The following is a 12,079-nucleotide window of genomic DNA, read 5'->3' as shown; positions in this document are numbered from 1 at the left end:
TATATGATGATAGATAGAAAACTTCTTCTACTTGGAGGAGGGGGGCATTGTAAATCAGTATTAGATAGTTTAGTTAGTGAAAAATTATACACTGAAGTTGCTATAATTGATAAGAAGGAAAATATCGGTAAAGCTATTTTGGGTACTTCTATCATTGGATGTGACGATGATTTACTTAAGTTATACAAAGAAGGGTATACTTATGCTTTTGTTACAGTTGGAAGTATAGGGAATCCTAATACTCGAGTTAAGCTTTTTAAAAAACTTAAACACATTGGTTTCCAAATACCTAATATTGTAGATTCTACTGCCATTATCAGTGAACATGCAGTTTTAGCAGAAGGGATTTATATTGGAAAAAATGTTATTGTTAATGTTGGCAGCTATATTGAGAAAGGTGCAATTATTAATACGGGTTCTATAATAGAACATGATTGTATTGTTGGTGAGTTTTCACATATTTCTCCAGGAAGTGTTCTGTGTGGAGGCGTACAAATTGGTGCTAATACTCATATTGGTGCTAGAAGTGTAATAAAACAACAAGTACAAATTGGGTCAAAGACATTGATAGGAATGGGCAGTGTAGTATTAAAGAATGTACCTGAAAATGTTGTTGCATATGGAAACCCATGTAGGGAGGTAACAATATTATGAGTACATATATAATTGCAGAGGCTGGTGTAAATCATAATGGAAATTTGGAGCTTGCTAAATTAATGATTGATAAGGCTAAAGAGGCTGGGGCTAATTGTATTAAGTTTCAAACATTTATATCAAAAAATATTGTATCTAAGAATGCCAGTAAAGCTCAATATCAAAAACAATATACAAAGTTAGGTGAAAGTCAATTAGATATGTTAAAAAAACTTGAATTATCATTTGATGACTTTAAAGAATTAAAGAAGTATTGTGATTTAAAAGAAATCGAATTTTTTTCTACTGCCTTTGATCTCGATAGTATTAATTTTTTAAATGGCTTAGGAATGAGGATATGGAAAATTCCATCTGGTGAAATAACAAATCTGCCATATTTAATTGAAATAGCAAAAACTCATAAACCGGTTATTTTGTCAACTGGTATGAGTACTGTAGAAGAAGTAGAAGAAGCCATTAATATACTAAGAACTAATGGATGTCAGGATATAATATTACTTCACTGTACCACTGAGTATCCTGCGCCATATGAGGAAGTTAATTTAAAAGCGATGAATACATTAAAAGAAAAGTTTAACGTAATGGTAGGATATTCTGATCATACTAAGGGTACAGAGGTTACTATTGCTGCAGTGGCTATGGGAGCTACAGTAATAGAAAAGCACTTTACACTGGATAGAAATATGGAAGGGCCTGATCATAAATCAAGCTTAGAACCTAATGAATTAAAAACTATGGTAAATGCTATAAGAAATATTGAAAAAGCTATGGGGAATGGTAAAAAAATACCATCTCCATCAGAAAGAAAAAATATAAATATTGCAAGGAAAAGTATAGTAGCTAAATGTAATATAAAAAAAGGTGAAATTCTTAGTGAAGATAATATAATTACAAAAAGACCAGGCAATGGAATAAGTCCTATGAGGTGGTTTGATATTATAGGAAAGACTGCAATAAAAGATTTTGAAGAAGACGAGTTGATTGAAATATGAAAAAGATAAGTATATTAACAGCTACAAGAGCGGAATATGGACTTTTAAAACCAATTATAAAAAAGTTGAAAGAGATTTCAAGTTTTGATGTGCGTGTAGTAGTAACAGGTGCACATTTATCACCGGAATTTGGATTAACATATAAAGAAATTGAACAAGATGGAATTGAAATTGATGAAAAAATAGAAATTCTTTTAAGTGCAGATACCCCTTCAGCAATTTCTAAGTCTATGGGATTAGCTATGATAAGTTTTGCAGACTATTTTAGCAAATTAAGTCCTGACATGCTCCTGGTTCTTGGGGATAGATATGAAACTTTGGCAGTTTGCTGTTCGGCTATGAACCAGAGGATACCTATTGCACATCTTTATGGTGGAGAAACGACGGAAGGTGCAGTGGATGAATCTATTAGACATGCTATTACTAAACTAAGTTATTTGCATTTCACCAGTACTGAAGAATATCGTCGTCGTGTTATTCAACTTGGTGAACAGCCTAATAGAGTGTTTTCTGTAGGTGCAATTGGAATAGAAAATATTTTAAATGAGAAGTTGATGAGTAAAACGGAATTAGAAACATCTATTAGTTTCAAGCTAGATAGGCCATATGCTGTAATTACTTTTCATCCAGTAACTTTAGAAGATAATAATTCAGCTGAGCAATTTCAGGCTTTACTTGATGCTTGTAAAAATCACAAAAATATGAAATTTATATTTAGCAAAGCAAATGCTGATGCTAACGGGCGTGTTATAAATCAGTTGCTTGATAAATTTGTTATAGAGAATGATAATGCAGTAGCCTTTACTTCATTAGGTATGGTGAGGTATCTAAGTGCTTTAAAATATAGTTCAATGGTTATTGGAAATTCATCAAGTGGTTTAGTAGAAGCTCCAAGCTTTGGGGTTCCAACTATTAATATCGGAGATAGACAAAAAGGAAGAGTACAAGCGGATAGTGTTATTAATTGTGAACCTATTAAGGATAAAATTGATGAAGCTATCACTTTAGCATTAACTAAAGAATTTAAGGATAAAGCATATAATGCTATTAATCCTTATGGTGATGGAAATACATCGGAGAAAATAGTTGATGCTATAAAAAGTTTTTGGTTGAATGATAAGATAAATTTAAAAAAGAAGTTTTATGACTGTGAGGTGAAGTAAGTGAGAGTTGTAGTAATTGGATTAGGATCTATGGGAAAAAGAAGAATTCGTTTGATTCATAAATATAGAGATACTATTCAAATAGTTGGAGTAGATACTAACGAAGAACGAAGAAAAGCTTGTGAAGATGAATATGGAATAGAGACTTTTAGCAGTTTAAGTGAGGCAGTAGATACAATCCATATTGATTGTGCTTTTGTGTGTACATCACCACTATCACATAGTAAGATTATTACACAATGTTTGAATTATGGATTACATGTATTTACAGAATTAAATTTAGTAGATGATGGGTATGATGAAAACATTCTTCTTGCTAGACAAAAGGGATTGATGCTATTTTTGTCTTCCACATTTTTATATAGGGAAGAAATTAAGAAAATTAGGACTTTATCACAACAGATAGATTCTACTATTAATTATACATACCATATTGGTCAATATCTACCAGATTGGCATCCTTGGGAAAATTATAAAGATTTTTTTGTTGGCAATAAACGTTCAAATGGTTGTAGAGAAATTTTTGCTATTGAGCTCCCCTGGTTGATAGACGTATTTGGAGATATCATTAAGATTGATGCAATTAAGAGTAAGATGAGCAATTTAGATATTGACTTTAATGATAATTATTTATTACTTATTCAACATAAGAATGGACATAAAGGTACTTTGGCTGTGGATGTGGTATCAAGAAAAGCCGTTAGAAACTTGGAGGTATATGGAGAAAAGCTTTATCTTCAGTGGAACGGTTCTCCAACAGGATTATATGTATATGATTTTGAAGCTAAAAAAGATGTTAATATTAAGTTATATGAAGAGATAGATCAGCTTAACAATTATAGTAGCTTTGTGGTTGAAAATGCATATTTAAATGAAGTAATTTCATTTTTTGAAGCGGTGACTGAAGGGAAAATACCTGCATATAGTTTTGAAAAGGATAAGGATATTTTAAAAATTATAGATGAAATAGAGGCTTAATATGAAAAATACATATAAAATAGGTATAATTGGTCTTGGTTCAATTGGTACTCGACATTTAAAAAATGTTGTAACTGTTCTAAAGGAAAGAAACAAGGAATATATGATTGACTTGATAAGAAGCGGTAAAAGTAAAGAAATAGAAGAAGAAATAGCTAAGCATATCAGTCATGTATTTTATTCATATGAGTCTGTTCCAAACGACTATGATATTATCTTTGTTACAAATCCTACAAATTTACATTTTGAAACTATAAGACAATTTGTTACAAAGACAAAGCATATGTTTATTGAAAAGCCTGTATTTGATATAACAAATGTCTCAATAGATACATTACATTTAAAAGATGATAGTATATATTATGTAGCCTGCCCATTAAGATACACTAATGTAATTCAATATTTTAAGCACCAAATTGATTTAAATAATATATATTGTGCTAGGAGTATTTGTTCTAGTTTTCTTCCGGAATGGAGGCCAAATAAAGATTATCGTAATACATATAGTGCACATAAGAATCAAGGTGGAGGCGTTTCTATTGATTTAATTCATGAATGGGATTATATTTGCTATTTATTTGGGAACCCAGAGAATATATTGAATATAAGAGGCACATTTTCCAACTTGAGAATTGATAGCGATGATTTATCTTTGTATATAGCAAAGTATAGCGATAAAGCTGTAGAAGTTCATTTAGATTATTTTGGCCGTAAAACAATAAGGGAAATTCAAGTGTTTACAGATGAAGATACAATAGTTGGAGATATTGCTAATAGCGAAATAAGATATTTAAAGAGTGGAAAAGTGATATCATTTAAAGAGCAAAGAAATGATTTTCAATGTAAAGAAATAGAGCATTTTTTTGATATTATAGAGGGTAAAGTTATTAATGACAATGATATCCTAACGGCTCTTAGAACTCTTCAAATAGCCAAGGAGGGGAAATAAAATTGAACATGCTTTTTACAATTTGTGGTAGGGCTGGCTCCAAAGGAATTAAGAATAAAAATTTAAAAGAGTTTTTAAGTTATCCATTGGCATTTTATACAGTCTCAGCAATTAATTTATATAAAAAGAAAAATCCTGATGTTTACTGTGATATTGTATTAAATACTGATAGCGATGAACTTATAAAAATGTTTAAGGAAAGACTAAATTTTCAAGTAGACATAATTCAAAGAAATTCATCACTTGGATTAGATAATACACCAAAGGTTGCGGTTATTTTAAATTGCTTAGATATTATGAAAAAAAGAAAGCTAATTAATTATGATATGGTTATTGATTTAGATATAACGTCACCATTGAGGACTGCAACGGATGTTAGTAATCTTATAAAAAGAAAGTTAGAGACTAATGCGGATGTAGTTTTTTCGGTAACTGATTCAAGAAGAAATCCTTATTTCAATATGGTTAAGGAAACTGAAAATGGATATGAACGTGTTATAGCATCAAATTTTAATGCAAGGCAGGAAGCGCCAAAGATATTTGATATGAATGCATCATTGTATGCATATTCTCCAGAGTTTCTTGAGAGTGGTAAAGGAATATTTGAAGGTAAATGTGATATTATTAAAATGTTAGATACAGCAGTTTTAGATTTAGACCATGAGAATGATTTTGAACTTATGCAAGTTATTGCAGAATATTTATTTGAGAAATATATTGATTTTAAGGAGATTAAAGATAATATAAAAAATTTATTTAAATAAATTTTTTAATGTATAAGGCTAAGTGAATAAATTGTTAATTAGTAAGCTTAGTTATTTCTTTCATAGATTATCTGCAATAGGATGATTTAATATTGAATATACAAGTCAAAAATAGAATCTGCAAAAGTAATTGAATGAGCATTAATGGCTGTGAGAGTAGCTATTAATGCTTTTGTTATTAGGCTTATATGTAAAATACAATAAAAGTCTAGGGGATAGTTGTATTATTTCATTAGTTAATAAGCTTCTTTAAAGCTTTAATATAAATTTACGATAAGTAAAAAGAAAGCTAAAACTAATTCTGAAACTATTATTAATTAAGGTTTGGAACTAAAAAGAGAGGGAGCTAAAATGGATAAAGTATATGAAAATAATATAAAATTACTTCAAAATGTATATGGTGAAAAATACTTTAATAAATCCTATAGTAATTATAATGATAATGTAGAAGTAGAAAGGACTAGAGATAATAAGTATTGTACAAAATTAATTTTAAATAATAGGAAACTATATTTGTCTAGTAAATATAATACTAGTTCAGAAGTGGATAAGTTTATAAGTACTATGGAGAACTTTAATATTAATGAAAAACACATAATTTTAATATTTGGATTAAGTTTTGGTTATCATATAGAAGAATTATTAAAGAAAATAAATGAAGAAGATATTATTATTGTAATAGAACCAGATTATAATGTATTTAATGAAGTATTAAAATTTAAAGATATAAATTCAATAGCTAATAATGATAATTTATATTTAATAGTAGGAAATAATTTAGATAATTTAAAAGAAAAATTAACATTAGCCATTAATTATAAGTCTTTACTAGAATATAAATTAATTTTATTAAAATTTTCTCAATATGATAAAATTTATTTTGAGTTTTATAAAGAATATTTTTCTATACTAGATGATTTAGTAAAAAAAGAACATATTAATCATTTTCCATTAAAAACAAATAATAGCACTTATATAGGGGAAAGTATTATAAAATCAGATAATAAAGAAGGATTTATAACTGAATATTATAATGAAAAAATACATAATATTCCAATGAATTTGGCTGTACAGGCTAAAACAGAAGTTTTATATGGAAAAATAAATAATAAATTTTCTTTAGAGATTAAAGAAGATAGTGTTGTGCCCATAGCTATAAATGATTTTGAAACAAACGTTTCTATTAATGAGAACGGAAATCAGAATAATTTTAAAAGCTGGTTTATAAATAGATACAATTATTTTAAGTTTAAAAAAGGTGATAAAGTTTGTATAGAGGCTAATAAAAACATAGTAGTAGGAAATCCTATACCTCTTAATCAAGAAAATCAACATAAAGTAAAGTTAGTTTTAAATATTTTTGTAGATGGATTAGCTCGAAGTATATTTAAAGTTCAGAAATTAGAAAAAATGATGCCAAACACCTATAACTTTTTTAAAAAAGGAGCTATTTTTAATAATTGCTATTCAAATGGGGAATGGACATTGCCTAGTGTAGCAGGCATATTTTCTGGATTAAGAACTGCTAAAAATGGGATGTATCATTTTGCTATACCTCATGAAGTTGGTAAAGATTATAGTATTATTAGTGAAATTTTCAAGAAAAATGATTATTTAACATTTCAAGCATGTGGAAATTGGAGGAAAAATCCTTTATATGGATATGTAAAGGGATTTGATAGAAGTGTTTATAAACCTTATATGATAACAGAAGAGACAATTTCTTTGTTTTTAGAGAATATGAGAGCTTTCTCTAAAAGAGATAAATATGTGTGGCTAAGTTTTTTTGATTTACATGAACATATTAATTTATTACCGGATATAAGTAGTCAAATAGATAATAGTATACAGGCTCATGATTATAATGAAGAGCCTACTAAATCTGTATACAAGCCTATAGATATTAACAAAACGGAAAGATATATAAATGAAGTAAAGAGATTAGATTTTTATTTAAAAATCATTTATGATTTTATAAATGAAAATTATAAAGATGATGAGATATTAATAGTTTTATGTAGTGATCATGGACAATCCTATATAGGAGAGGATTCTTATGTTATAGGAGAAGAAAGAACAGCAGTGCCTCTAATGATAAGGGGAAATAATATACCTAATTGTGAGATAGATGATTTTGTAGAAAATGTAGATATTTTACCTACAATACTAAAGCATTCGAATATAGATTTTGATGAAAGTAATATAGATGGTAAACTACCTAAAGCTTTAGGTGGAAAAATTAGAAGAGATTATGTATATTCTGAAACTATATATTCAGGTAAAATATTTGAATCTATGATTAAAGATAAAGAATATTATTTTTACTTTAAATCGGAAAATAAAGTAAGAGAAGATGGAAGAATTAGATTAGGAAAATATAATGTGAAACTTGTAAATAAGAATAATAATAAAGATGAAACAGAAAATCAAAGAGAAATAGTAAAAAAATATAAAGATGTGGTTTTAGAAAACATAAAAGACATATTAATACAAGAATAATTAATGTTATCTCTAACTATAAGAGGAGGATTTATTAATTGGAAAAAGGATTCACTGTTTGGTTTACAGGATTAAGTAGTGCAGGAAAAAGTACATTAGCAAATTTATTATATATATATATTAAAGAAAAAAATTATAAAGTTCAACTTTTAGATGGGGATATCATGCGGGAAAGTTTAGGTAGAATGTTTGGATATAAAAGAGAAGATAGAATAAAAGTTGCTAATATATATAGATTAATGTGTAAGCTTTTAAATGATAATGGAATTATAGTAATTACAGCAGCCATAGCGCCATTCGAAGAAATTAGAGAGGATAACAGAAAAAAATTGGGAAAATATATAGAAATTTATGTAAATTGTTCTATAGAAAAATGTATAGAAAGAGATTTAAAAGGAATTTATAAAAAGGCTATTTTAGGGCAAGAAAAAAATGTAATAGGTATAGATGAAAAGTTTGAGCAACCTAAAAATGCTGAAATAGTAGTTAATACTGATACAGATTTAGTAGAAGAAAGTTTTAATAAAATTAAAAATTATATACATGATTATCTTGAAAATTAATATGGTTAAGGGAGAGAAAATATGAAAGCGATAATTTTAAATGCAGGCAAAAGCAGTAAAATGGAAAATATTTTAAAAGATAAACCTAAATGCCTATTAGAAATAGAAGGTAATTCCTTGTTGGAAATACAAATAAATACTTTATACAATTGTGGTATAGATAATATATCTGTAGTTAGAGGATATAATAAAAAAGAGATTAATATTCCAGGTATAAAATACTATGATAATGATGAATATGAAAATACTAATGTTTTATATTCTCTGTTTTGTGCAAAAGAGGAATTAAATGATGACGTAATTATATTATATGGAGATATTTTATTTGAAGAAGATACTATAAAAAGAATGTTGGATTCTAAAGAAAATATATCTATAGGAGTAATGATAAATAAAGATGAGTGTTTTAATCATGTAGGAGAGATAGATTATTTAGAGAAAGAAATGCTTGTATTTGATGCACAAAATAATGTTGAATTAATAGGAAAAGGATTAAATGTAGAAAATAAAAATACTGGCATATTCACAGGTATTATAAAATGTAATAAAAAAGGTATAAATGTAATAAAAAATAACTATGAAAGAATAAAAGAAACAAAAGAATCCAACAATTATCTAGATTGCACTAAACTAAAAGGTGCATGGATAACTGAATTATTAAATGAAATATGTCAATTTGGAGTTCCACTACATTGTGTGATAATAGAAAGAGGGTGGATGGAAATTGATACAGAAAAAGATTATTATAGAGCTATTGAAGATAATAAATTTGTAAGAAGACTTGTAAAAGTAAAAACAGATTGGGCCGAAAGATCCAATACCTATGATAAAATTAAATGGGTAAATAGAAATGAAACTTTAGATTGTATGATAGAATTTGCAGGTGATGTAAATGATAAAAATGTTTTAGATATAGGAACAGGTACAGGAAAAGTTTTGAAAGCATTAAAAGAAAAATCACCACAGGGCAACTATTATGGTGTGGATATAAGCAAAGAAATGATGGAGCATATAGATAGAAACTTAAATTTCAAATTATTAGAAAGCAAAATAGAAAATCTTGATAAATTTGAGAACGATTCTTTTGATATTGTAACTGCAAGAATGGTTATTCATCATTCGGAAAATTTAGAAAAAGCATTTAGTGAGGTTAAAAGAGTATTAAAACCAGGTGGGAAATTTATAATATGTGAAGGCACACCACCTAATAGATGGAGCATAAAATTTTATGAAGAAATGTTTAAATATAAGGAAGATAGGCACACATTTCTTTTAGATGATTTGACTAATTTATATATTAATACAGGGTTTGAAAATATAACATCAAGAACAATAGTTTTAAGTGATATGAGTTTAAATAACTGGTTAAAAAATGCAGGAGTTCCCTATAGAAATGTAGATATAATAAGAAAGATGCATTATGAAGCAGATAGACTTGTAAAAGAAGCTTACAGAATGGAAGTAACAGAAGATGATATTATAATGAATTGGAAGTTTGCAGTAATATGTGGAAGTAAGTAGGTATTTTTGTGAAAGTAGAATTAAAAATCTTAAGTTAGTATAACTACACTAGCTTAGGATTTTTCTGTTAATGGTTAAAATTTAAGTTATTATATAAAGTTACGATGAATAATTATAAAAGGAAGAAAACAAGTTAAGGTACCCTTTAAAAAAGAAATAAAAAATAGAGGATTGAATTAAAAAATGGATAATAATAAAAAGAAAATAGAAGTTATTAAAGCTAAAGATAATAGTTATGCTTTAAAAGTAAACAATAAATTTGTATATAGTAAGTTTTTTCCCCTAAAAGATGCAGAAAAGTTTATAGAAAACAATAAACAGTTAATTTTAAATAAGAAATATATAGTTATGTATGGATTAGGACTTGGATATCATGCAAAAGAGATACTAAAAAGAATACCGTTAGATTCACAAGTGTTCTTATTTGATTTAGATATGCAAATACATAATATAGCAAATAAATATAATCTATTAGAGAAAATAGAAGCAGATGATAGAGCAAAAATTATATTAGGCAATAATGAAAACTTTTACAAAGAATTTAAAAGCAAGCTTTCTTTAGTAGAGGATATCATAGTTTATGAACCACTGTTAGATGCTTTGGAAGGTAAATGTAGTGATTTTAAAGAAGCTATAAAAAGCTATAAGATAGCTAAAATTAGCTTGAAAAGATTTGAACCCATTATGAAGGAAAATGAAGAAGCAAATATAAGAAATAATTATAAAACTATAGGGGAATTCTTTAAAGATTTCAAATTAGAAAATAAGCCTGTAGTAATTGCATCAGCGGGACCTTCATTGGAAAAGGATTTAAATATAATTAAAGAAAAAAGAGAATATATTAAATTATTTGCAGTAGGAAGAGCATTAAGTATTTTAATGAAAAATGGAATAAAGCCAGATGCAATTACTATATTAGATGCAGGAGAGGCAGTTTGTGAGCAGGTAAAGGGTTATGAAAATTTAGATATACCCCTTTGTTTCTTATCTACAGGTTCTAGATGGGCAGTGGAAGCTTATAAGGGTCCTAAATATATGTTTTTTAATAAAGAATGTAATTACAACAAGGAAAATATTGTGGTAGAAACTGGTAAAACCGTAGCTATCCCGACTATAGATTTAGCTATAAAGGCTAGAGCAGATAAAATAATTCTATGTGGACAAGACATGGCTTTTGTTGATAATAAATTTCATGCTGGAGATAATGAAAACATCAAAAAAAATAATTTTTATCAAAAAGTATTAGGAGTAGATGGAACTTATTTAAGTACTACATCTGGTATGTTAGAATTCAAAAAAGGCATAGAAAGACTTATAGAAAAAAATAAGAATGTAAAATTTATTAACTCAAGTAAAGGAGCTAAAATAAGAGGAACTATAGAAATAGATTTAGAAAATTTATTATAAGATTAGTTTGTGATGGAGTCAACTATGAAAAAACTTTCTATAAAAGAAAAAATAATTTTAATAGTAACTTTAATATTTAGTTGTACTACGCTTATTGTTAATATTAAAAACTTCAAAAAAGATATAAAGTATGTAATATCCATTAGAGAAAATGATAGATACAATGTTAAACAAAATAATGATAAAGAAAAAAGCTATGATTTAAAATACCGCATTTTAGGTCTTTGGGATACTTTAGGTGAAGCTATAGATTATTTAAAAATAAATATAAATAACAAACAAAAGACAATGGAAATAGAAATGTTAATAGATGATTCTATTAAGGCTTTAAATTCTATAGAAGATGTATTAAATAAAAATTACAGAAATACATCTAGTAATTTGGTATCATATACTAGAAATATAAGAACTTGTTTTATTAACTTAAAAGAAGCGCTAAAAGAGGATAATGGTTCTAAAGATGAACTTTTAAAAATTATAGAACAAAACTATATAAAAGGTAAAGAAGAAAAAGATTTTTAATTTTATATGCCTAAGTAAGTTAGAATATTAAGCGTGATAATTATCATAAGATATCATCGTCAATACT

General features: G+C 27.1%; 11 protein-coding genes. All 11 read left to right on the top strand.

Annotated elements, in window-relative coordinates:
• The first annotated feature begins 3 nt into the window (after positions 1–3).
• The 11 genes from CRN98_RS02700 (at position 4) to CRN98_RS02650 (ending at position 12,012) form a co-directional block, all read left to right on the top strand.
• On the top strand, positions 4–654 hold the full coding sequence (locus CRN98_RS02700) for an acetyltransferase (RefSeq protein ID WP_341455748.1): 651 nt from the start codon (positions 4–6) through the stop codon (positions 652–654).
• On the top strand, positions 651–1,646 hold the full coding sequence (neuB, locus tag CRN98_RS02695; protein ID WP_097025885.1) for an N-acetylneuraminate synthase: 996 nt from the start codon (positions 651–653) through the stop codon (positions 1,644–1,646). Before CRN98_RS02700 ends, neuB begins: the two co-directional genes overlap by 4 nt.
• Complete coding sequence (gene neuC / locus CRN98_RS02690) at positions 1,643–2,809, top strand: UDP-N-acetylglucosamine 2-epimerase (RefSeq protein WP_097025884.1); 1,167 nt, start codon at positions 1,643–1,645, stop codon at positions 2,807–2,809. Before neuB ends, neuC begins: the two co-directional genes overlap by 4 nt.
• On the top strand, positions 2,810–3,787 hold the full coding sequence (locus tag CRN98_RS02685; protein ID WP_097025883.1) for a Gfo/Idh/MocA family protein: 978 nt from the start codon (positions 2,810–2,812) through the stop codon (positions 3,785–3,787).
• Between the two features lies 1 nt (position 3,788).
• The gene (locus CRN98_RS02680) at positions 3,789–4,736 is read left to right on the top strand and encodes a Gfo/Idh/MocA family oxidoreductase (protein ID WP_097025882.1); all 948 of its coding nucleotides are present in this window, start codon (positions 3,789–3,791) and stop codon (positions 4,734–4,736) included.
• Positions 4,737–4,744: 8 nt separating this feature from the next.
• Positions 4,745–5,500, top strand: a complete 756-nt coding sequence (locus tag CRN98_RS02675) for an acylneuraminate cytidylyltransferase family protein (RefSeq protein WP_242960802.1) — start codon at positions 4,745–4,747, stop codon at positions 5,498–5,500.
• Between the two features lie 351 nt (positions 5,501–5,851).
• On the top strand, positions 5,852–7,999 hold the full coding sequence (locus tag CRN98_RS02670; protein WP_097025880.1) for a sulfatase-like hydrolase/transferase: 2,148 nt from the start codon (positions 5,852–5,854) through the stop codon (positions 7,997–7,999).
• 38 nt (positions 8,000–8,037) lie between these two features.
• The gene (gene cysC / locus CRN98_RS02665) at positions 8,038–8,562 is read left to right on the top strand and encodes an adenylyl-sulfate kinase (protein WP_097025879.1); all 525 of its coding nucleotides are present in this window, start codon (positions 8,038–8,040) and stop codon (positions 8,560–8,562) included.
• Positions 8,563–8,583: 21 nt separating this feature from the next.
• Positions 8,584–10,083 (top strand): methyltransferase domain-containing protein, encoded by a 1,500-nt coding sequence (locus tag CRN98_RS02660; protein WP_097025878.1) that lies wholly within the window; start codon positions 8,584–8,586, stop codon positions 10,081–10,083.
• A gap of 183 nt (positions 10,084–10,266) precedes the next feature.
• Entirely contained in the window at positions 10,267–11,490 is a 1,224-nt protein-coding gene (locus tag CRN98_RS02655; protein WP_097025877.1) for a motility associated factor glycosyltransferase family protein, read from the top strand.
• Positions 11,491–11,514: 24 nt separating this feature from the next.
• Positions 11,515–12,012 carry a DUF8042 domain-containing protein gene (locus CRN98_RS02650; protein WP_097025876.1) on the top strand — a complete coding sequence of 166 codons (498 nt, stop codon included), beginning with the start codon at positions 11,515–11,517 and terminating at the stop codon, positions 12,010–12,012.
• The last annotated feature ends 67 nt before the right edge of the window (positions 12,013–12,079 follow it).

Origin of the sequence: Clostridium peptidivorans, assembly GCF_900205925.1 — a bacterium.
GTDB classification, from domain to species: Bacteria; Bacillota; Clostridia; order Clostridiales; family Clostridiaceae; genus Clostridium_AK; species Clostridium_AK peptidivorans.
The sequence above is the reverse complement of the archived record's forward strand: the minus strand, read 5'-3'. Positions and strand labels throughout refer to the sequence as shown.

Excerpts from the sequence above, each read along its gene's own strand:
- CRN98_RS02700 (WP_341455748.1), top strand. The coding sequence starts at position 4 with ATGATGATAGATAGAAAACTTCTTCTACTTGGAGGAGGGGGGCATTGT.
- neuB (WP_097025885.1), top strand. The coding sequence starts at position 651 with ATGAGTACATATATAATTGCAGAGGCTGGTGTAAATCATAATGGAAAT.
- neuC (WP_097025884.1), top strand. The coding sequence starts at position 1,643 with ATGAAAAAGATAAGTATATTAACAGCTACAAGAGCGGAATATGGACTT.
- CRN98_RS02680 (WP_097025882.1), top strand. The coding sequence starts at position 3,789 with ATGAAAAATACATATAAAATAGGTATAATTGGTCTTGGTTCAATTGGT.
- CRN98_RS02675 (WP_242960802.1), top strand. The coding sequence starts at position 4,745 with ATGCTTTTTACAATTTGTGGTAGGGCTGGCTCCAAAGGAATTAAGAAT.
- CRN98_RS02670 (WP_097025880.1), top strand. The coding sequence starts at position 5,852 with ATGGATAAAGTATATGAAAATAATATAAAATTACTTCAAAATGTATAT.
- CRN98_RS02660 (WP_097025878.1), top strand. The coding sequence starts at position 8,584 with ATGAAAGCGATAATTTTAAATGCAGGCAAAAGCAGTAAAATGGAAAAT.
- CRN98_RS02655 (WP_097025877.1), top strand. The coding sequence starts at position 10,267 with ATGGATAATAATAAAAAGAAAATAGAAGTTATTAAAGCTAAAGATAAT.
- CRN98_RS02650 (WP_097025876.1), top strand. The coding sequence starts at position 11,515 with ATGAAAAAACTTTCTATAAAAGAAAAAATAATTTTAATAGTAACTTTA.